Raw genomic sequence first — 26,408 nt, 5'->3', positions numbered from 1 at the left:
ATGCTGGAGCTGATCGAGGTCCAGACGGGAAGCTATCTCGGGGAAGACGACATCATCCGGATTGAAGACGACTACCAAAGGTCGTAACCAGCACACTCCGAATCACGCGACCCGGGCCAAAAGAGTGGTCTCTCTCAGAGGCTTAAGGCCCGGGAAACGTGTAACTTTTTGAATCAAATCGTGTCCGGACCGCTAGCTCCGCATTCGCCACAAATGTGGCGGCCGTGCTAGAAGCGCCTCGGGGATTTGCGTTGAATCGGGGTTTGCTCAAATGAGTTCCACAGGATCGGCACCGGCAAAGGCCGGCTTGCGCGTCGGCGTCATTGGCGCCGGCGTGATGGGCAGCAACCACGCACGCGTGCTCGCGGGTCTTCCCGGCGTCAACCTCGTCGGCGTCGTCGATCCTTCGCCGGCACATCGCACCCGGGCGATGGAGCTTGCCAATTGCGCGAGCTTCGAGACGCTCGACCAGCTGCTGGCCGAAGGCGTCGATGCCGTCACCATCGCGGCGCCGACCCATCTGCATCACGAGGTCTCGCTCGCCTGCATCGCCAAGAACATCCACGTGATGGTCGAGAAGCCGATTGCGTCCACGGTCGCGGAAGGCCGCGAGATCGTCACGGCTGCGCAAAAGGCCGGCGTGACGCTGATGGTCGGCCATGTCGAGCGCTTCAATCCGGCGGTGGCCGCCGTCAAGCAGGCGATCGCGGGCGAGGATATTCTGTCGATCGCGATCACGCGCGTCGGCCCGTTCCCGCCGCGCATGTCCAATGTCGGCGTCGTCATCGATCTCGCCGTGCACGACATCGATCTGATCCGCTGGTTCACCGAGTCCGACATCGTCGAGGTGCAGCCGCAATTGTCGAGTGCGGTCGCCGAGCGCGAGGACATCGCGCTCTTGCAGTTCCGCACCGCCAACGGCGTGCTCGCGCACATCAACACCAACTGGCTGACGCCGTTCAAGGCGCGCAGCGTCACGGTCGCGACCCGCGGCAAATACGTGATGGGCGATCTCCTGACGCGCCAGGTCACCGAATGCTTCGGCTTCAAGCCTGACGGCAGCTATTCGATGCGCCATCTGCCAGTCGGCCATGACGAGCCGCTCCGCGCCGAGCTGATCGCCTTCCTCAAGGCCGTGCGCAACGGCGAGACGCCGGCGGTCACCGGCGACGAAGGCGTCGCCAGCCTCGAGATCGCGACGCAGTGCCTGGAAACGCCGTCGCGGCCCGCGGCCACGTCGTCGACCCGCAAGGGTCCGCGCCGCGTCGCGGGTTGATTCCTTATCCATGCCGACCACTCAAGAAGGCGCCAAGAACCAGGCCATGAACCAGCATCTGCGTTCCGACCCCATTCCCTTCATCGACGTCGCCTCGCAGCGCCGCCGGCTCGGCGACTCGCTCGATGCCGCCGTGAAGCGCGTTCTCGACCATTGTCAGTTCGTCAACGGCCCTGAAGTCGCCGAGCTCGAGAAGCAGCTTGCGGCCTATTGCGGCGCCAAGCACGTCATCGGCTGCGCCAGCGGCACCGATGCGATCCTGATGGTGATGATGGCGAAGAATGTCGGGCCTGGCGACGCCGTGTTGTGTCCGTCCTTCACCTTCATCGCGACCGCGTCGCCGGTGGCGCGGACCGGCGCGACGCCGGTGTATGTCGACGTCGACGAAGCCACCTTCAACATGAGCCCGGAATCGCTCAAGCGCGGCATCGCAACCGCCCGCAAGGCCGGTCTCAAGCCGGTCGCGATCATTCCGGTCGACTTGTTCGGCCAGCCCGCCGATCACGACGCCATCGCGGAGATCGCCAAGGCCGAAGGCCTGTTCGTGCTCGATGACGCAGCGCAAGGCTTTGGCGCGAGCTACAAGGGCCGCAAGCTCGGCACCCTGGCACTCGCCACCGCGACCAGCTTCTTCCCCGCAAAGCCGCTCGGCTGCTTCGGTGACGGCGGCGCCATCTTCACCGATGACGACGAACTCGCGGCGACGCTGCGCAGCATTCGAGTGCACGGGCAGGGCGTCGACAAATACGACAACGTCCGCCTCGGCCTGACCGGCCGGCTCGACACCATGCAGGCCGCGATCCTGATCGAGAAGCTGAAGATCTTCGACGACGAGATCGCCGCCCGCAACAAAGTCGCCGAGCGCTACGCGCGCGGTCTCAGCAATGTGGTCACTGTGCCGCGCGTGGCTCCCGGCAATACGTCGGTCTGGGCGCAGTACACGATCCGTCTCCCTGAGGGCACCGACCGCGACGGCTTTGCCGCCGCGCTGAAGGCCCAGGGCGTGCCGACCGCGATCTATTACGGCAAGTCGATGCATCAGCAGACCGCCTACAAGCAGTACCCGGTTGCCGAGAACGGCCTGCCGGGCTGCGAGAGCCTGTCGCAGGACGTCATCAGCCTGCCGATGCACGCCTATTTGACCGAAGCCGATCAGGAGCGAATCATCGCCGCCGTGCGCGGGGCAATCGCGGGCTGATCCCGCTGTTCTTACCCTCTCCCCCTGTGGGAGAGGGTGGCTCGCCGCAAAGCGGCGAGACGGGTGAGGGGTCTCTGTCCGCACGGAATGCGCGGAGAGAGACCCCTCACCCTATCGAGTTTGTGTCTACTTGCGGCGCTGCCCTCTCCCACAAGGGGAGAGGGCGCAGCAATGCGCATTAGCAAGATGCAATCGACCTCTGTTCGATAAGTCTCTAAAACAGGCGCATGCTCGGACGTATCTTCACGGTTGGTGGTTACACGCTGCTCTCGCGGCTGACGGGATTTGCCCGCGACATCATGCTCGCGGCCATTCTCGGCGCCGGCCCCGTGGCCGACGCCTTTTTCGTGGCGCTGCGGCTGCCCAATCATTTCCGTGCCATCTTTGCCGAGGGCGCGTTCAACGCGGCCTGGGTGCCGGCCTATGCGCACGTCCATGGCGAGCGCGGGGAGGGGGCGGCACGACTGTTCGCCGACCGCATTTTCACGCTGCTGCTGGCCTCGCAGGTGGTGCTGTTGATCGTCGCTTGGCTGTTCATGCCGCAGGCGATGAGCGTTCTGGCGCCCGGCTTTTCCGAGGACGCCGAGCAGCGCAAGCTCGCGATCGAGCTGACCCGGATCACCTTTCCCTATCTGCTGCTGATCACGCTGGTGACGCTCTATGGCGGCATGCTCAACGTGATGCAGCGCTTCGCCAGCGCCGCGGCCGCCTCGATCTTCCTCAACATGTCGATGATGATGACGCTGGCGCTCGCCGCCTGGTTTCCCAGCGCGGGCCACGCCGCCGCCTGGGGCGTCCTGATCTCCGGCTTTTTGCAGTATTTCTTGCTCGCCGGCGATCTCGCCCGCCATGGCGGGCTGCCGCGCTTCGCGCCGCTGAGGCTCGACGAAGACGTCCGCGCTTTCTTCAGGGCGTTGGGACCTGCGACGCTGGGCTCGATGGGCACGCAGCTCGCGCTGTTTGCCGACACCATTATCGCGACTTTCCTGCCTGCGGGCGCGCTGTCGGCGCTGTATTATGCCGACCGCCTCAACCAGCTCCCGATCGGCGTGATCGGCATTGCCATCGGCACGGTGCTGCTGCCGGAGATGTCGCGGCGGATCACGGCCAACGACCATGACGGTGCGATGAAGGCGCAGCGCCGCGCGTTCGATTTCACGCTGCTGTTCTCAGTGCCGTTCGTCGCCGCCTTCCTCACCGTGCCCGACGCGATCATGCGCGCGCTGTTCGCCCGTGGCGCGTTCTCGAAAGCCGATGCCGCCGCCGCCGGCGCCACGCTCGCGGCCTATGCCGTCGGCCTCATTCCTTTCGTGCTGATCCGCAGCGCGGTCGCGACCTTCTACGCGCGCAAGGACACGGCGACGCCGGTGCGGGCATCGCTGACCGGCATCGCGGTCAACGTCGCCCTCAAGGTCGCCTTGATGGGATCGCTGGCCCAGATCGGGCTTGCGCTGGCCACTGCCGTCGGCGTCTGGACCAACCTGCTGCTGGTGCTGTTCTTCGCGGTGCGGCGCGGCTTTCTCGTGCCGGACCGCGCCTGGCTGTTGTCGCTCGCCAAATTCCTGCTGACCGGGATCATCATGGCCGCTGCCTTCTGGCTGATCGCGCGCTTTGGCGGTCCTTGGTTGGGGTCGATGCACTTCCGGGACGAATTGACGCTGCTTCTGCTGGCCGTCGGGGGCACGATCGTCTATGCGCTCGCCATCCTCGCGCTGTTCGGCCGCCGCTGGCTGGTCTCGCTGGTGCGCGGGTAGCTTTTTCATATTTTCAACGCATTGACGGCTCGACCCTGTCGGCACGGGCCAGTCTCGATCGTCCTTGGATGGACACATCTCGGAAGTGCGGCGGATGGACCCTGCACAATTGACGTGATGCCGTCACCTCGAGCCGGCAAAAACCGAACCAGGAGCACTGTTTATGAGGATCACCGTCGAAACCAACGTAGCAGCCCCCATCGATCAGGTCTGGCGCGCTTATACGACGCCGGCCGACATCATGAAGTGGAACGCCGCGTCCGACGACTGGCATACGACCAAGGCGACCGTCGATCTGCGAGAAGGCGGTGTCTTCTCATCTCGCATGGAGGCCAAGGACGGCAGCATGGGCTTTGACTTCGCCGGTACCTACACGAAAATCATCGAGCACAAGCGGATCGAATACGCGTTCGGCGAGCGAAAAGCCGAAGTCGAGTTTGTGCCCGGCCCGAAGGGCATTCTCGTCCGCGTGGTTTTCGATGGCGAATCGACACATTCGGTCGAGCAGCAGCAAGGCGGTTGGCAGGCCATCCTCGACAACTTCGCACGATACGTGGAAGCGAAGCAGACGAAGTCGTGAAGGGCTTTGACGGGCGTCGTCGGCTTCGGCGCCCGGCACCCTCAGGTGGGGACTCGCCTCCAGGATGCAGCGAACCTCCACACATCTCTTGATTTTGCGCGATTGCTGTGGTAATCGCAGCGCATGATCAAATCAGTGCGCAAACTCAACTGCATTCACATGACCCGCTTCGGCTGGGCCGTGGAAGGAGTCGCGCGCTAGAATTCGACGACGACATCTTTTCCACCAGGCCCCGCCGGCATCGGACGGGGCCTTTTGTTTGGCCACGCTCCCTGCCGGCACAACAGCAGGAGCATGCGATGCCACCCCAACAGACGAACATCACATCCGAGGCCGAGGGGCTCCCCCTCGAACTTGCATCGACGCGCAGCATTCTAGGCTTGCTCGCGCGATACTGGCGTGCGCTCCAGGACTGGCGCTGGCGGCAGGGCCCGCAAATCGCCTTGCGGGACCTGAGTGACCGGGAGCTGATGGATATCGGCCTGACGCGCGGCGAGATCGACTACTTCACGCCGGAACGGGCTATCGATGCGCTGAGAAATAGCGCGACCTATCTATGGAGCCGTCGAGGGATGTAGGCTTTTGAGGAGCTTGGCTGGCTGCTTCTTCGCGGCCCATCCTTCGAGACGCCCGCCTATGGCGGGCCCTCAGGATGAGGTCGCGTTTTGCGGCGAGATGTTAAACCCTCATGGTGAGGAGCCCGCCAAAGCGGGCGTCTCGAACCATGCAGGCCGAGTTCGTTCTACAGTCACTGGTTGCCATATGCGACACTCCGGTGGGTGACCGGGGCGCGGCGCGTTCCCTGCCTGCAATCACGTGCCACCGTTAAACCCGTTTGCCTTGCCAGTTTTTCCACGGCAATATGCCGGCAAAACAACCATGAGAAACGGGACGAGAAAATGGCGGCTCCCATCAAGTTCGGCGTTGGCCAAAGCGTGTTGCGCAAGGAGGATGACGCGCTCATCCGCGGCAAGGGCCGCTATACCGACGATTATGCGCCGCAGGCCGCGCTTCGCTGCCTGATGCTGCGCTCGCCGCACGCGCATGCCAAATACACCATCGATGCGAGCCGCGCCCGTGGCTTGCCGGGCGTTGCGCTGATCCTGACCGCCGATGACGTCGCAGATCTCGGCGACCTGCCGTGCCTGTTCAATCTCGAAACCGACCCGTTCAAGGGGCCGCCTTACCCGATCCTCGCCAAGGATGAAGTGCGCCATGTCGGCGATTCCATCGCCTTCGTCGTCGCCGAGACCATCGACCAGGCCCGCGACGCGATCGAGGCGATCGAGGTCAAATGGAGCCCGCTGCCGGCGGTGACCGGCGTCGTCAACGCCGTGAAGAAGGGCGCAGCCTTGGTCTGGCCGGACAAGCCCGGCAACGTCCTGTTCGACGTCTCGATCGGTGACAAGAAAGCGACCGAAGCTGCCTTTGCGAAAGCGCATGCGGTGGCCGAGATCTCGATCGTCAATCCGCGCGTGGTCGCGAACTTCATGGAAACGCGCGCGGCAGTGTGCGAATACGACGCCAAGCGTGACCATCTGACGCTGACGGTCGGCAGCCAGGGCAGCCATCGGCTGCGCGATATCCTCTGCCAGAACGTGCTCAACATCCCGACCGACAAGATGCGGGTGATCTGCCCCGACGTCGGCGGCGGCTTCGGCACGAAGCTGTTTCCCTATCGGGAATACGCCCTGCTGGCAGTCGCGGCGCGAAAGCTGAAGAAGGCGGTGAAATGGGCGGCCGATCGCACCGAGCATTTCATGGGCGACGCGCAGGGCCGTGACAACGTCACCACCGCGAAGATGGCGCTGGCCGAGGACGGCAAATTCCTCGCGATGGATTGCGACTTGATGGGCGACATGGGCGCGTATCTGTCGACCTTCGGACCCTACATCCCGCATGGCGGCGCCGGCATGCTGCCGGGCCTCTACGACATCCAGGCGTTCCACTGCCGGGTGCGTACCATCTTCACCAACAGCGTGCCGGTCGACGCCTATCGCGGCGCCGGGCGGCCTGAGGCGGCTTACGTCATCGAACGTCTGGTGGACGCCTGCGCGCGAAAACTCGACATGACGCCTGATGCCATCCGCCGCAAGAATTTCATTCAGCCGAAGGCGCTGCCCTACAAGACCGCGACCGGCAAGGTCTACGATTCCGGCGACTTCGCCGCGCATCTGAAGCGCGCGATGGAGATTGCCGAGTGGAAGGAGTTTGGCAAGCGCGCCAAGGCGGCCAAGAAGAACGGCCTGATCCGCGGCATCGGACTTGCGAGCTATGTCGAGGTCTGCGGCACCATGGGCGAGGAGACCGCCAATGTGCGGATGGACCCAAATGGCGATATCACTGTCCTGATCGGCACCCAGTCGAGCGGGCAGGGCCATCAGACCGCCTATGCGCAGATCGTTGCCGAGCAGTTCGGCGTGGCGCCCGAGCGCGTGCACGTCCACCAGGGCGACACCGACATGATCGCCACCGGACTCGGCACCGGCGGCTCGGCTTCGATCCCGTCAGGCGGTGTCAGCGTCGAGCGCGCGACTCGCGAACTCGGCGCGCGGCTCAAGGAGATCGCAGCACAGGCGCTGGAAGCCAGTGCCGGCGACCTCGAGATCACCGATGGCCTGGTGCGCATTGCCGGCACCGACCGTTCGATCTCGTTCGCCGATCTCGCCAAGCGTCCCGGCGTCGATCCGTCGAAGCTCAATGCGAGCGCGACCTTCGCCAGCGCCGACGGCACCTATCCCAACGGCACCCATGTCGCGGAGGTCGAGATCGATCCGGCCACCGGCATCATCAAAATCGTCAACTACGTGATCGTCGACGATTTCGGCATGACGCTCAATCCGCTGCTGCTGGCCGGGCAGGTCCATGGCGGCGCCATGCAGGGCATCGGCCAGGCGTTGATGGAGCAGGTGGTCTATGGCGCGGGCGACGGCCAGCTCGTCACCGCGACCTTCATGGACTACGCGTTGCCGCGCGCGGCGGACGGGCCGGACTTCGTGTTCGAGACCGCCAACGTTCCCTGCAAGACCAATCCGCTGGGGGTGAAGGGGGCGGGCGAGGCCGGTGCGATCGGGTCCTGCCCGGCCGTTGTCAACGCCATCGTCGACGGGCTCTGGCGCGAGTACAAGATCGACCACATCGACATGCCGGCGACCCCGGAGCGGGTGTGGATCGCCGTCAACGAGCACCATCGCCGTCACAGCCTGTGACAATCTTCCACGGGAATGAAATCTGCCGAGCGGTGTTGGCCCCATTGAGGGGTCAGCACGATCGTGCAGCACTGCGATCCTGCATCAAGGAAATCCTGCATCAAGGAAAGGGACTTTGCGAATGAAGCGAATGTTGGTGGTTGGGGGCGCGCTCCTGCTGGGCATGGGCGCGGTTTGGGCACAACAGGACTCCGTCAAGGAGGTCCAGACCCTGATGAAGGGCAATGGCAAGAACGCCGGCGCGGTGGCGGCGATGGTCAAGGGGGAGAAGCCCTACGACCAGGCCACGGTGGACAGCGCGCTGGCGCAGTTCGAGGACACCGCCAAGAAGCTGCCGAACCTGTTTCCGGCGAGCGCCAAGGGCATGAAGCCCGAGGGCGACTACAGCGCCTCGCCGAAAGTGTGGGAGGACAAGGCCGGGTTCGATGCCAAGGTCGCGAGCTTCGCCAAGGTCGTGGGCGAGGCCAAGGGCAAGATCAAGGATTTGGACTCGCTCAAGGCGAATTTCCCCGCGGTCGGCAAGGAATGCGGCGGCTGCCACGAGACGTTTCGCGTGAAGAACGGCTGAGGCAAGAAAAAGATTCGTTGCCCGGATTGCGCTGCGCTCCATCCGGGCTACCGGGAATCGGGAAAAAGCGGTTGCGACAGCAGCCGCTTTTTTCATGTCGGCGCGCAGCGCTGGAAATTCTATCCGCAAGGCCTGACGGATCGCTGCCGGAGCGGTTATCTTTGCTCCAGCCGCCGCGGCATTGGCGTGAGCTTTTGACGCTGACGCATCTTGCTCCTGACTGCGTCATGACATCAGGAGTTCCAACCCGCGGCGAGCAGCTCAATCAGCAACAGCGAGACAAGCCATGGTCAAACCGTTCCCGTCGAAGACGCACATCGGCAACCATATGCTGCATCCGGAAACGCTGATGCTGACCTATGGCTATGATCCGCAATTGTCGGAAGGCGCGGTCAAGCCGCCGGTGTTCCTGACCTCGACCTTCGTGTTCAAGACGGCCGAGGACGGGCAGGATTTCTTCGATTTCGTCTCCGGGCGGCGCGAGCCGCCGGAAGGGATGGGCGCGGGCCTGGTTTATTCACGCTTCAATCACCCCAACAGCGAAATCGTCGAGGACAGGCTCGCGATCTACGAGCGCACCGAGAGCTGCGCGCTGTTCTCGTCGGGCATGGCGGCCATCGCGACCACGATCCTGGCGTTCGTCCGTCCCGGCGATGTCATTCTGCACTCCCAGCCGCTCTATGGCGGGACGGAAACCCTGCTGACGAATACGCTTGCGCGTCTTTCGATCGGCGCCGTCGGCTTCGCCGATGGCGTTGACGAAGCCGTGGTCAGCCAGGCCGCGGAGGAAGCCATGGGCAAAGGCCGGGTCTCGATGATCCTGATCGAAACCCCGGCCAACCCCACCAACGGGCTGGTCGACATCGCGATGATGCGCCGTGTCGCCGAGACCACCGGAAAGACCCAAGGCCACGTTCCGATCATCGCCTGCGACAACACGCTGCTCGGACCGGTGTTTCAGCGGCCGATCGAGCACGGCGCCGATATTTCACTGTACTCGCTCACGAAATATGTCGGCGGTCATTCAGACCTGATCGCGGGCGCCGCGCTCGGCGCGAAGGCGGTGGTGAAAGGCATCAAGGCGCTGCGGGGCGCCATCGGCACCCAGCTCGATCCGCATTCCTGCTGGATGATCAACCGATCGCTCGAGACGCTGAGCCTGCGCATGGAAAAGGCTGATGCGAATGCGCGCCTCGTGGCGGACTATCTGCGCGATCATCCCAAGGTGGCCAAGGTGCACTATCTCGGTCATCACGAGGCGGCGTCGCCGGACGGACTTGTGTTCGCGCGGCAATGCACGGGGGCGGGGTCCACGTTCTCGTTCGACATCGTCGGCGGCAAGGCCGCGGCCATGAAATTCCTCAACGCGCTGCAGATCCTCAAGCTGGCGGTGAGCCTCGGTGGAACGGAGTCGCTTGCGAGCCTGCCCGCCACCATGACCCATTCCGGCGTTCCCGCCGACATCCGCCGCAAGATCGGCGTGCTCGATTCCACGATCCGGCTGTCGATCGGCATCGAACACCCGTCGGATTTGATCGCCGACCTCGCGCAGGCGCTGAACGCAGCCGAACCTGAGGTGTGACGCCTGCGCCAGCGCTACGGGAATCGAAAAGGGCGGCTGCGATCGCAGCCGCCCTTTTTTGCTGGTCTGTGCGAAGTTTACTTGGTCACCTGACCGCGGATCTCGCCGCCCGGATTGGCCGCGGTGTGGATGTTGACGTAGAGCTTGCCGCCAAGCAGATCGGCGGCCTGCGCGTCGGTCAATGTCGCGGAGCCCTCGGCCGGGCTGGTGGCAGCGCCTGGAATCGCGACCGCGACGCCGGCGTTCTTGCCGGCCTCGGCGGGGCCGTGGAAATGCGCGGCGGTGGCGGGGCCGGACAGGCCGGAATAGGTGAGCTTCCAGGACAGCTTCTTGCTGGCGGCGTCGTAATCCAGATCGGCCGTTCCGGTGCCGCTGCTGGTCGTTGCGGGGACCTCGGACTTGGCGTCGAGCGTTGCTTTCAGCTTTTCGGCGCTGGCCGAACCCGCAAAAGCAACGGCGCCAAGCACTGACATGGCAATGACGATCTTGTTCATGTTTTTCTCCCTGCTGAACCCGTTTGGGCTGCCAAACTTCCAACAGCCGGCATTTCAGTTTATTCCCGTTTCTGGCCGCGGTGGGCTAAATTCTTCGTGGCTGGAGCCGCGAGGACATCGGTCATAAGCTTTGCCGCGACGACGAAAGGACCGCATGTTGCGACGAACAATCTCCGTGGCGTTGCTCGCCGTGCTCGCTGCAGTGGGCGTCTATTGGTGGCTCAGCGCGCCGGAGGTGGCGGCCGCCGGCACCGCGCCCGCCCGCGCCCCTGATCTTGCCAATGGCGAGCTGATGTTCAACGCCGGCGGCTGCGCCTCATGCCATGCCGTCCCCGACCAGCCCGATCGTCTCAGGCTCGGCGGCGGCGTCGCGATCAAGTCGCCGTTCGGAACGTTCTACGCGCCGAACATCTCCTCCGATCCGACCGACGGCATCGGCAAATGGAGCGAGGCCGAATTCGTCAATGCGGTGATGCACGGGGTCTCCCCGGACGGGCAGCATTACTTTCCGGCCTTTCCCTACACGTCCTATCAGCACGCCAGGCGCGAGGACGTGCTCGATCTCTTCGCGTACCTGAAAACGCTGCCGGCCGTTGCAGGCAAGGTGCGCGACCACGACGTGCGCTTTCCGTTCAATATCCGGCGCAACGTCGGCATCTGGAAATTCTTATTTATGGACGGCAAGCCCTTCGTCGCCGACAGCGCGAAGTCGCCGCAGTGGAATCGCGGCGCCTATCTCGTCAACAGCTTTGGCCATTGCGCGGAATGTCACAGCCCGCGCAACCCGCTTGGCGGCATCATCGCCGGACAACGCTTCGCCGGTGGGCCCAATCCGGAAGGCGAGGGGTGGGTCCCCAACATCACCCAGAAGGGCCTCGGCGAGTGGAGCGCGAAGGATATTGCGTATTTCCTGAAGACCGGCGAATTGCCCGACGGCGACAGCGTCGGCGGCGCGATGACGCGGGTGATCAAGAACACCTCGCAATTGCCGGACGACGATCTCGCGGCGATGGCGGACTATCTCAAATCGCTGCCGCCGGTGGACGGTCCGCCGCGCCTCAGCGCAAGGAGGGCGGCGCGTGATCAGCCCCGCTCTTTTCCGGACGGTCAACTCGCGCCAAACGCCTTGAAGGTGATGATGGTGAGGGTGTCCTGGATGCCGGGTAGCACCTGCACCTTCTCGTTGACGAAATGGCCGATATCGGTGTCGTTGTCGACGTAGAACTTCACCAGCAGGTCGTATTGCCCGGCCGTGGAATAGATCTCGGAGGCGATCTCGGCTTCGGCAAGCGCATTGGCGACCACATAGGATTGCCCGAGCTTGCATTTGATCTGGACGAAAAAGGGAACCATCGCGGTCACTCCGAAAGCATATCTGGCGGCTAATAGGCCAAACCCGGCCGGATTTAGCAAGCGAACTTGCTGCGCTGGGGAAGGCGCGCTAGGACGGGCCATGGCTATGAGAACGCTGAAAGTCGCCACATGACGACGCCCGTCGCGCTGACCATTGCCGGCTCCGATTCGAGCGGCGGCGCCGGCATCCAGGCCGACCTGAAGACCTTTGCCGCGCTGGGCGTTTTTGGCGCTTCCGCCATCACGGCACTCACGGCGCAGAACACCCGCGGCGTCACCGGCATTCATGCGGTGCCCGCCGAATTCGTCACCGCGCAGATCGACGCCGTGTTTTCCGATCTCGAGGTCGGCGCGGTCAAGATCGGCATGGTGGCGCAAGCTGCCAGCATCGATGCGATCGCGGCCGCGCTGTCGCGCTGGGCGCCCCGGCATATCGTGCTCGATCCCGTGATGGTGGCGACATCGGGTGATCGCCTGCTCGCCTCCGAAGCCGTCGACGCCCTGCGGATCAAACTGATGCCGCTGGCCTCGGTGATCACACCCAATCTGCCCGAGGCCGCGGCTCTGCTCGACGAACCGGTCGCGGCCAGCGAGGCCGAGATCGAGAGCCAGGGGCGCCGGCTGCTGGCGCTCGGCTGCCGGGCGGTCCTGATCAAGGGCGGGCACGGCGAGGGCGCCGAGAGCATCGACTATCTCGTCGATGCCAGCACCACGATCGCGCTCGCCGCGCCGCGCGTCGCCACTCGCAACACCCATGGCACCGGCTGCTCGCTGTCCTCGGCGGTCGCCGCCGGGCTCGCCACGGGCGAGGATCTCGAGCGCGCCGTGCGCAACGCCAAGGCCTGGATCAGCGCGGCGATCGCGGCCGCCGATCGCTTCAGCGTCGGCCACGGCCACGGGCCGATCCATCATTTCCATAAGTTCTACTGACGCCGCTCGCGAGCGCGCCGCCGTCGACCCATCAAGCCATGCAGCTCCGGGTTCTTGCGGAGGAGCACTGCGGCGTCCTGTCGCCTGATTGTCGCATGCGACTGATATTCGCAGCGAGGGCGAGGCAAGCGCGATTCGTATCCGAAGGTGCCTCAAAGGTTCAATTGGTCATCCCCCTGTCACGGGACATTGTTACAGGCTGGCGCATGGGAAGTTACGATGTGAGTGACGAGAGCCCGGAGCGGCGCTTTCGCACGTTGTTCATCTCCGACGTTCATCTCGGAGCCCGCGGTTCACAAGCCGACCTTCTGCTCGACTTCCTGCGTTTCCATGACGCCGACACGATCTATCTCGTTGGCGATATCGTCGACGGCTGGGCGCTGAAATCGAGCTGGCATTGGCCGCAATCGCATAACGACCTGGTCCAGAAGCTTTTGCGCAAGGCGCGCAAGGGTGCCAAGGTCATCTACATCCCCGGCAATCACGACGAGTTCCTGCGCAACTATTACGGCACGCATTTCGGCGGCATCGACGTGGTCGAGAACACCGTCCACACCGGCGCGGACGGCAAGCGCTATCTCGTCATCCATGGCGACATCTTCGACCTCGTGGTGCAGAACGCACGCTGGCTCGCCCATCTCGGCGACAAGGCCTACGACTTCGCGATCCAGCTCAATCGCTTCGTCAACTTCTTCCGGCGCATGTTCAAGGTGCCCTATTGGTCGCTGTCGCAATGGGCCAAGCAGAAGGTCAAGAATGCGGTCAACTATATCGGCGCGTTCGAGCAGGCGCTCGCCGCGGAAGCGCGGCGCCACGACGCCGACGGCGTGATCTGCGGCCACATCCACTACGCCGTGATCCGCGACGAGGGCGGCATCCGCTACATGAATTGCGGCGACTGGGTCGAGAGCTGCACGGCGCTGGTCGAGCACGACGACGGCCATTTCGAGATCATCACCTGGGCGGACCAGGCCGAGAAGCCGGCACAGGTCCCGCAGGTCGCAGCCAGAGCTGCATGACAAGGCTAGCCTGATGCGCATCCTGGTCGCGACCGACGCCTGGCACCCGCAAGTCAACGGTGTGGTTCGGACGCTGACCAAACTTGCCGACGGTGCCAAAATTCTCGACGTCGAATTCTCGTACCTGACGCCGCAATCGTTCCGCACCTTTGCGATGCCGAGCTATCGTGACGTGCGGCTGGCCATGCCGCGGCCGGGCAGAATCGCGAAGCTGATCGAAGAGGCACACCCGGACAGCATCCACATCGCGACGGAGGGTCCGATCGGCCTGATGGTCCGGCGCTATTGCCGGCAGCGCAAGTTGCCCTTCACGACCAGCTTCCACACCCGCTTTCCCGAATATGTTCGCGCCCGCGTGCCGGTGCCGGGCTCGCTGATCTGGCGGGCGCTGCGCCGATTCCATAGCCCCAGCCGCGCGGTGATGGCGGCAACGCCGGCGCTCGCCAGCGAGCTGACCGAGCGCGGCTTCGACAATGTCGTGCTGTGGCCGCGCGGCGTCGACACCCATCTGTTCCATCCTCGCGCGATCGACCTCTGCCTGCCGGCGCCGGTGTTCCTCTCGGTCGGCCGGGTCGCGGTGGAGAAGAATCTCGAGGCGTTTCTCGACCTCGACCTGCCCGGCACCAAGGTGATCGTCGGCGACGGTCCGGCGCGGGTCGCGCTGGAGCAGGCCTATCCGGACGCGATCTTCCTCGGCGAAAAGCACGGCGAGGAACTGGCGGACATCTACGCTGCCGCCGACGTCTTCGTGTTTCCGAGCAAGACCGACACCTTCGGCCTGGTCCTGCTCGAAGCGCTGGCGAGCGGCCTGCCCGTCGCGGCCTTCCCGGTGAAGGGCCCCCGCGACGTGATCGGCGATGCGCCGGTTGGCGCGCTCGATCACGATCTGCGCAGCGCCTGCTTCGCCGCGCTGGACATCTCCCGGCAGGACTGTGTCGAATTCGCCGCCAACTACACCTGGGAGGCCTCGGCCCGGGCCTTTATCGACAGCATTTTGGCGGTCGGCGCGGTGCTGCCGGGCCGGAACGGGGCGGAGCCGGCGCGATTCGTCGCCTGAGAGCCCAGAATGCTCGCGCGGAGATGCCTTGCCCGCGCCTCATCCGCCGCGATAACATCAGGCATGACAGAACAGCTCCTCCCGATCGGCCCTGCCGATATCGATGCCGCAGCACGCGTGATCGCCCCCTTCGCCGTCCGCACCCCGCTGTTGTCCTTTCCCGTGCTCAACGAACGTGTCGGCGCAAAGGTCTATCTCAAGCCGGAGATGCTCCAGCGCACCGGTTCGTTCAAGTTCCGCGGTGCCTTCAACAAGGTCGCCTCGATCCCGCAGCACAAGCGCGCCGGCGGCGTGGTCGCGTTCTCCTCCGGCAACCACGCCCAGGGCGTGGCGGCGGCGGCAAAGATCCTCGACATGCAGGCGACCATCGTGATGCCCGCGGATGCGCCATTGTCGAAGCGCGAGCGCACCAAATCCTATGGTGCCGAAGTCGTGCTGTACGACCGCGACCGCGACGACCGCGAGGCGATCTCGCGCGGCATCGCCGAGAAGCGCGGTGCGACGCTGGTCAGGCCCTATGACGATCCCTTCGTGATCGCCGGCCAAGGTACCGCCGGCCGCGAGATCGCCGAGGATATGGCGGCGCTCGGCCTTAGCCCCGACATCGTGGTGGCGCCAGCCTCCGGCGGCGGCCTGATCGCCGGCGTTGCAACGGCTGTGAAGGCGCGTTTTCCGCTGGCGCAAATCGTCGTCGCCGAGCCCGAGGCATTCGACGATCACGGCCTGTCGCTGACGGCAGGTCATCGCGAACCGCACGGGCCGGCGGGCCGCACTATCTGCGATGCGCTGATGGCCCTGATCCCCGGCGAGATGACCTTTGCGATCAACAGCAAGCTGCTCGCGCGCGGCGTGACCGCGTCGGACAAGGAAGTCGGCGCGGCCGTCGCGTTCGCCTATCGCGAGCTGAAGCTCGTGGTGGAGCCGGGCGGAGCGGTCGGCTTGGCCGCGCTGCTTGCGGGACGACTTGATGTTGCCGGCAAGAATGTCGTCATCGTGCTCTCCGGCGGCAATGTCGACGCCGATTTGTTTGCCGAGCTGGTGGCCTGATAATCTAATCTTCTGACATGAAGAAGGGCAGAGCGTCACCGCTCTGCCCTTTGTCGTGTGTGGCCGACCGCGATCAGTGCATGAAGCCGCGGTGGTTGTTGCCGCCGTTACCACCCTGGCTCTGGTTCATCGACTGGCGGAAGTTGTTGCCGCCATTGTTGACCATGCGACTGGTCTCATTGAACTGCGGGCGGTTGTTGTTCTGCACCTGCACCTTGTTCACCGGGTTGTTGTTGATCTTCGCGCCGTTGTTGATGCGGATCGGGTTGTTCTGGGTCTGAACGTTGACGGGCTTCGTCTCGATGGTCGTGCTGCCCTTGCCGACATTCACCGGCATGCTCACGATCTTGCCAGGATTGCCGCTGGTGGTGCCGTTGGCAATGCCGCCATTGTTGCCGCCGTTCGGCGTCTTGTTGGTCGCAGGCAGCGTCACGATCTTGCCGATGCCGCCATTGTTGTTGGTGGTGTTGGTCGGCGCGGGAAGGGTGACGATCTTGCCCGGGGTCTGCGACGGCGTGCCGGTCTGCTGGTTGGGCTGGTTGTTGCCCGCCGGCAGGTTGACGATCTGGCCGCCATTGCCGAGCTTGCCGATGCCGTTGTTGTCGCCCGACTTCTGCATGATCGGCAGGTTGCCATTTATCTGCGATCCGCCACTGCCCTGCTGCAGCGGCATGTATTTGGGCTGGCCGAGATTGCCGATCTTGAAGGTCGGGGCGATATTCTGCGGCGCCAGGAACTTGGTCGCCTGCATCAAGGGGATCTGCTTCGGCTGCATCTGGAGCTTCAGCGCGACCTGCGCATAGGGCGTGTTGCCGTAGCTGTCGTAGAAGGACTTGTAGGCGACCGGCGAGTTCGCGAGCACCGTCTTGTGCCAGGCCTGCGTGAGCAGCAGGTTGTTGAGCAGCCAGCGGACGTGATCGCACAGCGGGTCGTGCGGATACATCGTGATGAACTCCTGATAGTACTCCGGCCTCGCTTCGGACACCACGTAGTCATAGGCCTGGCGGGTCGAGCGGCTCGGCAGGTTGGAGGCCATCTGCACCACAGGCGCATTCACCGGCGCGCGGTTGGCGGCAACAGCGGTGTCGCCGAAGAAGGTGAAGTCGGACGTCAGCGACGAGCTCTCCCACGGGATCTGCGCGCCGCTGGTGGTCTGGTTCACTTCGAGGCGCACGCGCTTGAACAGCTGCTCGATCGGGACGTTGGGCTCGCGCGCGACGTTCAGGAAGGCCTGCGTGTAGGGGCTGTGGCCGCCGGTGCCGTCCTGCGCTTCCGCGCCCGGTGCGGTCGAGTAACCGACGATCGAACCGTTCGGGGCATCGACGATGGCCAAGCCGCGACCGGCATCATTCACGTTCGGGAACGGGTTGTTGCGGCAGGCATCGAGGATGACGATGCGCATGCGGCTCGGGATGGTCTCCAGCGTCGACATCACGTCGACCAGACGGACGGAGTTGTTGACGAGCTCGGTCTGGCTCGAGACCTTGGCGTCGACAGGAACGAGGTAGTTCTCGCCGGCGAGCTGCACGCCGTGACCGGCGTAGTAGACCATCGCCACCGTGTTCGGACCGCGCGCCGACACTTTGGCCGAGAAGTCCTGCACCACCCGAAGCATGTCGTTCTGGGTCAGGTCGGTCGCCGCGACCACTTCGAAGCCGGCCGAATTCAGGAACTTCGCCATGGACTCCGCGTCATTGTCGGGGTTGGCGAGCTGCGGCGCGTTCTGGTAGTTCGAATTGCCGATCACCAGCGCTACGCGCTGCTCCGGGCCTTGCAGCGCGGTGGGAGCCGGCTCGACCGGGGCGACTTGCGCGGAAACAGGGCTGCAGGCGAAGCCGAACAGGCTTCCCAGCAGGCTGGCCGTCATAAGGAAAGGTTTTAGGCGGAACATGGCGCGCTCCTTTGGCACTGATCTCGATACGAGATTGGTTGCCGGGGAGCTTGGCCGCGTTCGAGTTTGAGGTCCGTGATCACCATCACCATGGTAGGCTGCGTGATCTGAATCACGTTTGGAACCCGCCAAGGTGAGCTTCCGATGGGAGGACAGTCCGTCACATGCTGAAATCGATCGATCCGATCCTCACGCCCGACCTGCTCTGGCTGCTGGCGTCCATGGGCCATGGCGACGACCTCGTTTTCGTCGATGCCAATCACCCCGCGGCACGCATCGCGCAGAGCACGCATTCGCGGCGGCTGATCCACTTGCCGGGCATGAGCATGGAGACCGCGATCCGCGCCATCATGTCGGTCTATCCGCTCGACGATTTCGATCCCGATCCGGTGCGCGTGATGATGCCGGTCGACGATCCCGATCGCGTCCCCGACGTGCAGCGCGCGGTGCTCGCCGAGATCGAACGCGCCGTCGGCGGCCCCGTCACGCCCGGAAAACTCTCGCGACCGGATTTTTATCGCGCGGCGGCGGCGAGTTTTGGAGTCGTGCAGGTCGGCGACAGCAGGGGTTACGGATGCTTCCTGATCAGGAAGGGTGTGATCAACTAGAAGCGCACGATCGAACGATGCGGGACTGCGTCACGCGTGCTCGAACGGTCCGACCTCGCGGATCACCTTGCAGATCTGCAGGAAGCCGCTGGCATAGAACTCAGCATGTCCCCGCTTCATCGTCTCGACATGTTCGGGGTGGGTGCGCCAGGCTTCGAGCGCTTCCTCCGAGGCAAAACGGAACACGGTGAGCTCCTCGCCGTCGTCGGCCTTGAACGACTTGACCGACACAAAGCCGGGAAGACGGCTGACGATGTCGTACATGCGCGCGCCGAGCCGGTCGTGTTCATCGACAGAGGCGCCGTCACGCAATTGCAGATCGCCAATGACAATCACTTCACCAATCATGTTTCCTTGTCCCTCGGTGATGGATTTCCGTTCCTGATCTCTTCGGTTTCGCGATGGCTTTGTTACATCGCCCACCCGAATTTGAATGGCCTGCCGGCATCCGACTGTTTATGGTCGGTCCATGTCGCGCCTTATGTGTCTATCTGTCGCTATCGTCCTATCGCTGCTGCCGGCTGTCGCGCCGGCTGCTTCAATCCAAAAGCGTCCCAAGCAAGCCTGGCATGGCTACGGCTTCCTGCCGGGCTATCGCCAGCCGCTGAGCAACAGCATTCCGCTCTACAAGCAGAAGGAAGCGATGCGGCGGATGTCGCCCAGCGACCGGCGCCATTGGTACATCGACCCCGTTCCCCAATATTACGGCTGGGATGGTGAGTGGCGCTATTTCGGCCGGCCCGGCTTCGGCGGCGGCCGCTACAATGGCGGCAGTTTTGGGCCGTGCTGGACCCGGACGCCGATCGGTGCGGTCTGGAATTGCGGGTGATGGGCTGAGCGCGCGGCGCCTAGGGGAAGCTGCGGACGACCTCAATCAGGCCGACGATTGCGGCATTGAAGGCATCGATGTCTTCGGCCGGAATCCAGTACTCCAGATGTGAGCGGCCGCCCGCCTCCTGCACGTCGTACTTGGCGATGAAGCTGCGCTCGACCTCGAAACGTGTCACGAAGCCCGAGCCGCTCGCCGGGACATTCCAGTCGCGCGCGATCTTGATGGCGTAGTCTTCGGTCAAGACTGGATAGAAGATCGGCTGGTCGGGTAGGCGCGGCGGAAACGCGCGCATGCCCGTTTGCTGGATCAGCTCCAGCTCTTTCGGACCGACGGGACGCCAGAGGGTGAGGGTGTCTTCGATGGGAGACATAGCTGCGCGCCCGTTAGGAGAAGAACGCGATCTTCTCGGCCTGGGTCATGCGGCGGATGGGCGCCATGGGGTCGTTGGCGGCGGCGCGGGGCTTTTGCAGGATGCCGCTGGCGAGGATGGTGGCGCCGAGCGAGGCTTCCGGAACCGGCGAGGGCATCGGCAGCGTCGTGGCCTGCGCCGCGCCGAATGTCGCGGTGGCGGCCATCACCGGCGCCGGCTGCTCCATCACTTCGGCGGCGGCTTCCGCAATGGCGTTGGTGAGGCGCGCCAGCGATTCCATCGCGATCGGCGCTTCCTCTACGGGCTCCTCCACGACCGCTGCGGCGGCGACTGGCTCGGGTCTGAGCGGCTCTGGTGCGATCGGCTGCGGTATCTCGGCTGCGATGGGCGCTGCGGCCTCCGCAACCACCGGCTCCGGAACCGTCGCTTCCAACTCGACCGGTTCGATGATCTCGTCGAATTCCGGATCGGGCGCGGCCATCTCCAGCGCGATCGCGTCGAGTATAGCTTCGTCCTCGGCTTCCGCTGCGGCATCGAGCGAAAATTCGTCCGGCACCTCGGCGAAGGCGGCGGGCTCTTCAAAAGCGGCGTCTTCACGCGCGATCCGGGTCTCGGCGACGATTTCCGGCTCGAGCGCGGCGTCCCTCGCCTGTTCGGCAACGGAGAAGGCCTCAGCGACGATTCCGGCCGTCTCCACGGCGGCTTCGGGCTCGATCGCCTCTGCGATGTCCTGCGGCTCCGTAAAAGCCACGGCGGCTTCGCTGGCCATCACCGCAGGCGCGGCCTCCGCAGGCGGAGCTTCCGCAGCGGACGACGGTGCCTCCTGCACCGGAGCCGGCGACGGGCGCGCGGCCTGCGGCGTTGCGTCAGCGTCGGTCTGGTCGATTCGGTCCTTGAGCAGATCGAATGCGGCCTTGAGGTCGGCGCGGGGGTCGATGGTCGAAACCTGCGCGCAGGCCGCCTCGATGGAGGCGAGCTGCGAATCAATCAGGTCGCAGATTCGCCCGTCGGCGCCGATCTCGCGCCAGCGCCAGGAGATCTCCTTGATGATGCGCAGGCCGCGCGGGATCGGCGCGAGGCTCGCCTCGATCGCCCCGGGATCGAACGCCGCGATCGCAATCGTCTCGGCTTCGCGGATCGCGTGCCGGATCGCGACCAGCGCCTCGGGCAGGCGGTCCTCGACGACGGGTTGGCGCTGTGCCGCAAGGGTTTCTTCGATTTTAGCGACCGCGTCGAGCACCATGCGGGTATCGGCATTGCGGTTGCGCTTGGCATATTCGCCGAGGAACCAGCGGCCGCGCGCGGTCTCCAGGAAGGCTTCGCGGATCGCGTCGTAATCCTGCTCGTTCGGCTCGGCCGCGCGGGCAGACATAGGCGAGAGGGCGAATGCTTCGTTGGCCATGTCAATCTCGTCGCGCAAATCACCGCGCGTTACAGTAACGATCATCACGATATCGACCGAATCGCAATTGGTTTGATGGCAGGCGAATCACAAATCCCCATCGCAGCAGCTCGGAAGCGGCGATTCGCCGTGAGCCTCGCGCTGTTCTATTCGGCCGTGTTCGCGGTGTCGGGAACGCATCTGCCATTCTTTCCGGTCTGGCTGAAGGCGATCGGCATCGACGCGGCCTGGATCGGCCTCATCAACGCGCTGCCGGCGATCACACGCTTCACCACGCTGCCGCAGGTCACGGCCTTTGCCGAAAAGCGACATGCGATTCGCGCCGGCATGATGATCTCCGTGTTGGCGACGGCGATCGGGTTCACGGCGGTCGGCTTGCAGCAGCAGCCGCTGGCGCTGTTCCTGATCTACGCGCTGACCTGCATGATGTGGACGCCCACCATGCCGCTGACCGACGCCTATGCGCTGCGCGGTGTCGCCCGCTACGGGCTCGATTACGGGCCGGTGCGGCTGTGGGGCTCGGCAGCCTTCGCGGCCGGCTCGCTCGCCTGCGGCTATCTCGTGGACCACATCGCGGCGCGCGATCTGATCTGGATCATCGTCGCCTGGGCTGTTGTTGCGGTCGCCGCCGGCATGCTGCTGCAGCCGCTCGACGATGTCAGGCGAAGGACGACAGCGGCGCACGCCGGCAAGGCGCTGCTGCGTGATGCCGGCTTCTGGGCCATCATCGTTTCGGCCGCACTGATCCAGGGCAGCCATGTCGCGTATTATACGTTCTCGGCCATCAACTGGCAGGCCCAGGGCCTCGGCGGGCTGACGATCGCGGGGCTCTGGACATTGGGCGTGATCGCCGAGATCGTCGTGTTCGCGCTGTCGCCGCGCTTCTCGCTGCATCCGTCCTCGCTCATGGCGATCGGGGGCGCAAGCGCGGTCGTGCGCTGGATCGTCACCGCATACGATCCGCCACTCGCGCTGCTCGCGGTCGTGCAGCTCGGCCACGGCCTGACCTTCGGGATGACCATTCTCGGCACGATGAGTCTGCTGGTGCAGCGCGTGCCGTCGCATCAGATCGCGCGGGGGCAGGGCTATTACGCCGCGTGCAACGGGCTGCTGGGTGCGACCACCTCGATCGCGTCAGGCGCGATCTACGCCCGCATCGGCGACGGCCTCTATTACGTCATGGCGGCAATGGCCGCTGCCGGCGCGCTTGTGATCTGGTCGGCGCGGCACCGGCTGAAAGCTCATCCCCACAGCGACGAGTCCGGCGGGTAGACCAGGCTGTCATCATAACGCAGGGCGTGATCGCGGTCGTGCGCCAGCAGTAGCGGGCCGTCGAGATCGACGAAGCGCGCCTGCGGCGTCACCAGCATCGCCGGCGCCATCGACAGCGAGGTCGCGACCATGCAGCCGATCATGATCTCGAAGCCGAGCGCCTGAGCGGCATCGGCCATCGCCAGCGCCTCGGTGAGGCCGCCGGTCTTGTCGAGCTTGATGTTCACGGCGTCGTAGCGCTCGCGGAGCGACGCCAGCGAAGAGCGGTCGTGCACGCTTTCGTCGGCGCAGACCACCAGTGGCCGCTTGATCCGGGCCAGCGCGTCGTCTTTGCCGGCCGGCAGCGGCTGCTCGACGAGGGTGACGCCGACGGCCTCGCAGGCGGCAAGATTGTGCTCCAGATTGGCCTCGGTCCAGGCCTCGTTGGCATCCACGATCAACTCGGATTCGGGCGCCGCCTCGCGCACCGCCGTGATCCGCTCCGGATCGCCGTCGCCGCCGAGCTTGATCTTGAGCAGCGGCCGGTGCGCCGCTTTGGCGGTCGCCGCCGCCATGGCCTCGGGCGTGCCCAGCGAGATCGTGTAGGCCGTGGTGCGCTCGCCCGGCGCGGGGCGGTCGAGCAGGCTCCAGGCCCGCAGGCCCGCCGTCTTGGCTTCCAGATCGATCAGGGCGCAATCCAGCGCGTTGCGGGCGGCCCCGGGCGGCATGGCGGCTTGCAGGGCCTGACAGGTGAGGCCGCCGGCCACGGCCTCCCGCATGGCCTGGATGGCGGCAAGGGTCGCCTCGGGCGTCTCGCCATACCGGGAATAGGGCACGCATTCGCCGCGGCCGGTCAGGTCCTCCCGGCTGACCTCTGCCACGACGGTCACGGCCTCGGTCTTGGCGCCCCGGCTGATGGTGAAACTGCCCGCGATGGGAAAGCGCTCGATTCGCGCGGCGAGAACAGGAACTTTGCTGGAAGTCATTTTGAACTCTGGCGAAATCTGAACCTGCTGGTTACCTCTAGCAACTAAGGTTAACCAGTTGGGGATACCTTCTCCGGGTAAGGGCGCGTGCGCAACCATCTGATTTCAACCGTTTCTCGCGCCCCGGCACGGGAGCGGACATCTTGAACGGCGATCCGAAGCTGGAACGGATTGCAAAGGGCAATGCGCTGGCACTCTGCGCCACCGGAACCTGGACCGCGAGCTTCGCGCCGGTCCTGGAGCGGATGGTGGCCGACGCCGAGAAGCTCGCCGGCACCTCGCAAAGCATCTTCATCGACGTGTCCGAGGTCGCCAAGCTCGACACCTTTGGCGCCTGGCTGATCGAGCGGCTGCGCCGCAGCCTGACGCAGGGCGCCGTCGAGGCGCAGATCGCGGGGCTGTCCGCCAATTATTCGAGCCTCGTGGACGAGGTGCGACGGGTCAGGGCCACGCCCGTCATCGACACCAGCACGATCACCATCACCGGCATGCTGGAGCAGATCGGCCAGACCGTGGCCGGTATTGCCGGCACCGTGGCAGGCCTGATCGACATGCTCGGCGCGGTGCTCGCAGCGGGCGCGCGCACCCTGATTCACCCGCGCTCGTTCCGCCTGACCTCGACCGTGCATCATCTCGAGCAGGTCTGCTGGCGCGCGGTGCCGATCGTGGTGCTGATCACCTTCCTGATCGGCTGCATCATCGCCCAGCAGGGCATCTTCCACTTCCGCAGGTTCGGCGCCGACATCTTCGTCGTCGACATGCTCGGCGTGCTGGTGTTGCGCGAGATCGGCGTGCTGCTGGTCGCGATCATGGTCGCCGGCCGCTCGGGCAGCGCCTACACCGCCGAGCTCGGCTCGATGAAGATGCGCGAAGAGATCGACGCGCTGCGCACCATGGGGTTCGATCCGATCGAGGTGCTGGTGCTGCCGCGCATGCTGGCGCTGGTGCTGGCGCTGCCGATCCTGGCCTTCCTCGGCGCGATGGCCGCGCTCTATGGCGGCGGTCTCGTCGCCTGGCTCTATGGCGGCGTCGATCCCGAAGCCTTCCTGCTGCGCCTGCGCGACGCCATCTCGATCGACCATTTCATCGTCGGCATCGTCAAGGCGCCGGTGATGGCTGCGGTGATCGGCATCGTCGCCTGCGTCGAGGGCCTCGCCGTGCAGGGCAGTGCGGAATCGCTCGGCCAGCACACGACGGCGTCGGTGGTGAAGGGCATCTTCTTCGTCATCGTCATGGACGGCGTGTTCGCCATCTTCTTCGCCTCGATCGGGATGTGACGATGGCTCCCGAGATCCAGAACCCCATCATCCGCGTCCGCGACATCACCGTGCAGTTCGGCGCGACGCGCGTGCTCGACGGGCTCGACCTCGACGTCAAGCGCGGCGAGATTCTTGGCTTCGTCGGCCCGTCCGGCGCGGGCAAGTCCGTGCTGACACGCACCATCATCGGCCTCGTGCCGAAGGTCGCAGGCAGCATCGAGGTGTTCGGCGTCGATCTCGATGCCTCCAATACGTCGCAGCGTCGCAATGTGGAGCGGCGCTGGGGCGTGCTGTTTCAGCAGGGCGCGCTGTTCTCCTCACTCACGGTGCGGCAGAACATCCAGTTTCCGATGCGCGAATATCTGCGGGTGTCGCAGCGGCTGATGGATGAGATCACCATCGCCAAGCTCACCATGGTGGGTCTCAAGCCTGAGGTCGCCGATCGCTTTCCCTCGGAACTGTCGGGCGGCATGATCAAGCGCGTGGCGCTGGCGCGCGCGCTGTCGCTCGACCCGGATCTCGTCTTCCTGGACGAGCCGACCTCGGGCCTGGACCCGATCGGCGCCGGCGACTTCGACGAGCTGGTCAGGACTCTGCAGCGGACTTTGGGGCTAACCGTTTTCATGGTAACCCACGACCTCGATAGCCTTTACACAGCATGTGACCGCATCGCCGTTTTAGGCAACGGTAAGATCATTGCGGCAGGGTCGATCGCCGACATGCAGGCCTCGCAGCATCCCTGGCTGAGGCAATATTTCCATGGCAAGCGCGCTCGCGCGGTGATGGGCTGAGGTGCCGGAGTAGCTGATGGAAACGCGCGCAAATTACGTGCTGATCGGGTCGTTCACGCTGGCGGTGATTGCCGCCGCGATCGGCTTCGTGCTGTGGTTTCAGTCGTTGCACACGACCAAGCAGCGCAGCCCTCTGCGCGTCGTGTTCGAGGGCCCGGCCGCGGGCCTGCGCAACGGCGGCAGCGTCAATTTCAACGGTATCAGGGTGGGCGAGGTGGTCTCGGTGAAGCTCGATAACCCGCGGCGGGTTGTCGCACTCGCCATGGTCGAGAACAACGCCCCGATCCGCAAGGACACCCTGGTCGGCCTCGAATTCCAGGGCCTGACCGGCGTCGCCGCGATCTCGCTCAAGGGCGGCGAGGAGGCCGCGCCGGCGCCGCCGCTCGACGAGGACGGCATTCCGACGCTGACGGCCGATCCCAACAAGCTGCAGGACGTCACCGAGGCGATCCGCGGCACGCTGCAGAACATCAACAAGATCGTCGCCGACAATCAGGAATCGGTGAAGAACTCGCTGAAGAATCTCGAGACCTTTACCAACTCGCTCGCCCGCAACTCCGAGAAGATCGACGGCGTGATGGCCAAGGTCGACGGCGTGATGCTCAAGGCCGACAGCCTCATGCTCGGGCTCAACACGCTCGCCGGCGGCAAGGACGGCGGCGAGCTGTTCCAGGCTGTGAAGTCGATCCGCGAACTGGCCGACGATTTCGACAAGCGCTCCGGCGCGCTGATGACCGACGGCCGCCGCACGCTCGGCGACATCAGCCGCGCCGTCAACAATTTCGACCGCAACCCGACCCGCGTCCTGTTCGGCGCCAGCAACAACGCACCGCCAGCCGCACCGCCACCGCCGCCCGAGCCGCCGAAGCCCGCCGTGCCGGAGCGCCGGCGGCAGTAGCGTCCCAGATGTCGTCCTGGCGAACGCCAGGACCCATTACCCCAGGGAGGAGT

General features: G+C 65.0%; 27 protein-coding genes. 20 read left to right on the top strand and 7 right to left on the bottom strand.

Annotation, left to right across the window (positions count from 1 at the left end):
* The 9 genes from AC0L20_RS37235 to AC0L20_RS37195 all read left to right on the top strand — a co-directional run.
* Nucleotides 1–87, top strand: an 87-nt coding sequence (locus AC0L20_RS37235) for a hypothetical protein (protein WP_473256104.1), incomplete at its 5' end; no start/stop codon positions are given.
* Nucleotides 88–271: 184 nt separating this feature from the next.
* Nucleotides 272–1,276, top strand: coding sequence for a Gfo/Idh/MocA family oxidoreductase (locus AC0L20_RS37230; RefSeq protein ID WP_473295296.1), 1,005 nt, complete (start codon nt 272–274; stop codon nt 1,274–1,276).
* A gap of 10 nt (nt 1,277–1,286) precedes the next feature.
* The gene (locus AC0L20_RS37225) at nt 1,287–2,474 is read left to right on the top strand and encodes a DegT/DnrJ/EryC1/StrS family aminotransferase (RefSeq protein WP_473295295.1); all 1,188 of its coding nucleotides are present in this window, start codon (nt 1,287–1,289) and stop codon (nt 2,472–2,474) included.
* A gap of 227 nt (nt 2,475–2,701) precedes the next feature.
* A complete protein-coding gene (gene murJ, locus AC0L20_RS37220; RefSeq protein ID WP_473295294.1) occupies nt 2,702–4,228 on the top strand; it encodes a murein biosynthesis integral membrane protein MurJ in 1,527 nt (508 codons plus the stop codon).
* A 163-nt stretch (nt 4,229–4,391) separates the two neighbouring features.
* A complete protein-coding gene (locus tag AC0L20_RS37215; protein ID WP_247287415.1) occupies nt 4,392–4,808 on the top strand; it encodes an SRPBCC family protein in 417 nt (138 codons plus the stop codon).
* Between the two features lie 299 nt (nt 4,809–5,107).
* Nucleotides 5,108–5,386, top strand: coding sequence for a DUF1127 domain-containing protein (locus tag AC0L20_RS37210; protein WP_473295293.1), 279 nt, complete (start codon nt 5,108–5,110; stop codon nt 5,384–5,386).
* Nucleotides 5,387–5,707: 321 nt separating this feature from the next.
* A complete protein-coding gene (locus tag AC0L20_RS37205) occupies nt 5,708–8,017 on the top strand; it encodes a xanthine dehydrogenase family protein molybdopterin-binding subunit (RefSeq protein WP_473295292.1) in 2,310 nt (769 codons plus the stop codon).
* 121 nt (nt 8,018–8,138) lie between these two features.
* A complete protein-coding gene (locus AC0L20_RS37200) occupies nt 8,139–8,585 on the top strand; it encodes a c-type cytochrome (RefSeq protein ID WP_456769098.1) in 447 nt (148 codons plus the stop codon).
* 286 nt (nt 8,586–8,871) lie between these two features.
* The gene (locus AC0L20_RS37195) at nt 8,872–10,167 is read left to right on the top strand and encodes a cystathionine gamma-synthase family protein (protein ID WP_473295291.1); all 1,296 of its coding nucleotides are present in this window, start codon (nt 8,872–8,874) and stop codon (nt 10,165–10,167) included.
* 77 nt (nt 10,168–10,244) lie between these two features.
* Here the strand turns inward: AC0L20_RS37195 and AC0L20_RS37190 are convergent, their stop codons facing one another.
* The gene (locus AC0L20_RS37190; protein ID WP_456769099.1) at nt 10,245–10,661 is read right to left on the bottom strand and encodes a CHRD domain-containing protein; all 417 of its coding nucleotides are present in this window, start codon (nt 10,659–10,661) and stop codon (nt 10,245–10,247) included.
* Nucleotides 10,662–10,815: 154 nt separating this feature from the next.
* Between AC0L20_RS37190 and AC0L20_RS37185 the strand changes: the two genes are divergently transcribed.
* Nucleotides 10,816–11,883, top strand: coding sequence for a c-type cytochrome (locus AC0L20_RS37185; protein WP_473295290.1), 1,068 nt, complete (start codon nt 10,816–10,818; stop codon nt 11,881–11,883).
* Here AC0L20_RS37185 and AC0L20_RS37180 read toward each other — a convergent pair.
* A complete protein-coding gene (locus AC0L20_RS37180) occupies nt 11,769–12,014 on the bottom strand; it encodes an Lrp/AsnC ligand binding domain-containing protein (RefSeq protein ID WP_007602021.1) in 246 nt (81 codons plus the stop codon). The genes AC0L20_RS37185 and AC0L20_RS37180 overlap by 115 nt on opposite strands.
* Nucleotides 12,015–12,143: 129 nt before the next feature.
* Between AC0L20_RS37180 and thiD the strand changes: the two genes are divergently transcribed.
* The 4 genes from thiD (at nt 12,144) to AC0L20_RS37160 (ending at nt 16,067) form a co-directional block, all read left to right on the top strand.
* On the top strand, nt 12,144–12,944 hold the full coding sequence (gene thiD / locus AC0L20_RS37175) for a bifunctional hydroxymethylpyrimidine kinase/phosphomethylpyrimidine kinase (protein ID WP_473295289.1): 801 nt from the start codon (nt 12,144–12,146) through the stop codon (nt 12,942–12,944).
* A 206-nt stretch (nt 12,945–13,150) separates the two neighbouring features.
* Entirely contained in the window at nt 13,151–13,963 is an 813-nt protein-coding gene (locus AC0L20_RS37170) for a UDP-2,3-diacylglucosamine diphosphatase (RefSeq protein WP_007602023.1), read from the top strand.
* A gap of 13 nt (nt 13,964–13,976) precedes the next feature.
* Nucleotides 13,977–15,020 carry a glycosyltransferase family 4 protein gene (locus AC0L20_RS37165; RefSeq protein ID WP_473295288.1) on the top strand — a complete coding sequence of 348 codons (1,044 nt, stop codon included), beginning with the start codon at nt 13,977–13,979 and terminating at the stop codon, nt 15,018–15,020.
* A 63-nt stretch (nt 15,021–15,083) separates the two neighbouring features.
* Nucleotides 15,084–16,067, top strand: a complete 984-nt coding sequence (locus AC0L20_RS37160; protein ID WP_473295287.1) for a threonine/serine dehydratase — start codon at nt 15,084–15,086, stop codon at nt 16,065–16,067.
* Between the two features lie 73 nt (nt 16,068–16,140).
* Here AC0L20_RS37160 and AC0L20_RS37155 read toward each other — a convergent pair whose 3' ends face one another.
* A complete protein-coding gene (locus tag AC0L20_RS37155) occupies nt 16,141–17,958 on the bottom strand; it encodes a caspase family protein (protein ID WP_473295286.1) in 1,818 nt (605 codons plus the stop codon).
* Between the two features lie 164 nt (nt 17,959–18,122).
* Between AC0L20_RS37155 and AC0L20_RS37150 the strand changes: the two genes are divergently transcribed.
* Nucleotides 18,123–18,566, top strand: a complete 444-nt coding sequence (locus AC0L20_RS37150; RefSeq protein WP_473295285.1) for an RbsD/FucU family protein — start codon at nt 18,123–18,125, stop codon at nt 18,564–18,566.
* 30 nt (nt 18,567–18,596) lie between these two features.
* Here the strand turns inward: AC0L20_RS37150 and AC0L20_RS37145 are convergent, their stop codons facing one another.
* Nucleotides 18,597–18,914 (bottom strand): antibiotic biosynthesis monooxygenase family protein, encoded by a 318-nt coding sequence (locus AC0L20_RS37145; RefSeq protein ID WP_007602028.1) that lies wholly within the window; start codon nt 18,912–18,914, stop codon nt 18,597–18,599.
* A gap of 121 nt (nt 18,915–19,035) precedes the next feature.
* On the opposite strand from AC0L20_RS37145, the gene AC0L20_RS37140 reads away from it, so the two are divergent.
* Nucleotides 19,036–19,395, top strand: coding sequence for a hypothetical protein (locus AC0L20_RS37140; RefSeq protein WP_007612410.1), 360 nt, complete (start codon nt 19,036–19,038; stop codon nt 19,393–19,395).
* Between the two features lie 19 nt (nt 19,396–19,414).
* Here AC0L20_RS37140 and AC0L20_RS37135 read toward each other — a convergent pair whose 3' ends face one another.
* Together AC0L20_RS37135 and AC0L20_RS37130 are read right to left on the bottom strand one after the other, a co-directional pair.
* Entirely contained in the window at nt 19,415–19,768 is a 354-nt protein-coding gene (locus AC0L20_RS37135; RefSeq protein WP_473295284.1) for an ADP-ribosylation/crystallin J1, read from the bottom strand.
* A gap of 13 nt (nt 19,769–19,781) precedes the next feature.
* On the bottom strand, nt 19,782–21,170 hold the full coding sequence (locus tag AC0L20_RS37130; protein WP_473295283.1) for a hypothetical protein: 1,389 nt from the start codon (nt 21,168–21,170) through the stop codon (nt 19,782–19,784).
* A 75-nt stretch (nt 21,171–21,245) separates the two neighbouring features.
* Here AC0L20_RS37130 and AC0L20_RS37125 point away from each other — a divergent pair, with 75 nt between their 5' ends.
* A complete protein-coding gene (locus AC0L20_RS37125; RefSeq protein ID WP_473295282.1) occupies nt 21,246–22,442 on the top strand; it encodes an MFS transporter in 1,197 nt (398 codons plus the stop codon).
* Here AC0L20_RS37125 and dgcA read toward each other — a convergent pair.
* Entirely contained in the window at nt 22,412–23,407 is a 996-nt protein-coding gene (gene dgcA, locus AC0L20_RS37120; protein WP_473295281.1) for an N-acetyl-D-Glu racemase DgcA, read from the bottom strand. The two genes, AC0L20_RS37125 and dgcA, sit on opposite strands and share 31 nt — an antisense overlap.
* Before the next feature lie 143 nt (nt 23,408–23,550).
* On the opposite strand from dgcA, the gene AC0L20_RS37115 reads away from it, so the two are divergent.
* From AC0L20_RS37115 to AC0L20_RS37105, 3 genes are read left to right on the top strand one after another with little or no spacing between them, the layout of a single operon-like run.
* Nucleotides 23,551–24,684, top strand: a complete 1,134-nt coding sequence (locus AC0L20_RS37115; protein ID WP_473295280.1) for an MlaE family ABC transporter permease — start codon at nt 23,551–23,553, stop codon at nt 24,682–24,684.
* Nucleotides 24,685–24,686: 2 nt separating this feature from the next.
* Nucleotides 24,687–25,457, top strand: coding sequence for an ABC transporter ATP-binding protein (locus AC0L20_RS37110; RefSeq protein ID WP_247400481.1), 771 nt, complete (start codon nt 24,687–24,689; stop codon nt 25,455–25,457).
* 16 nt (nt 25,458–25,473) lie between these two features.
* Complete coding sequence (locus AC0L20_RS37105; RefSeq protein ID WP_473295279.1) at nt 25,474–26,355, top strand: MlaD family protein; 882 nt, start codon at nt 25,474–25,476, stop codon at nt 26,353–26,355.
* Nucleotides 26,356–26,408: the final 53 nt, after the last annotated feature.

The organism is Bradyrhizobium sp. Kon58 (assembly GCF_055807455.1).
This window is presented reverse-complemented; position numbering and strand designations above follow the sequence as displayed.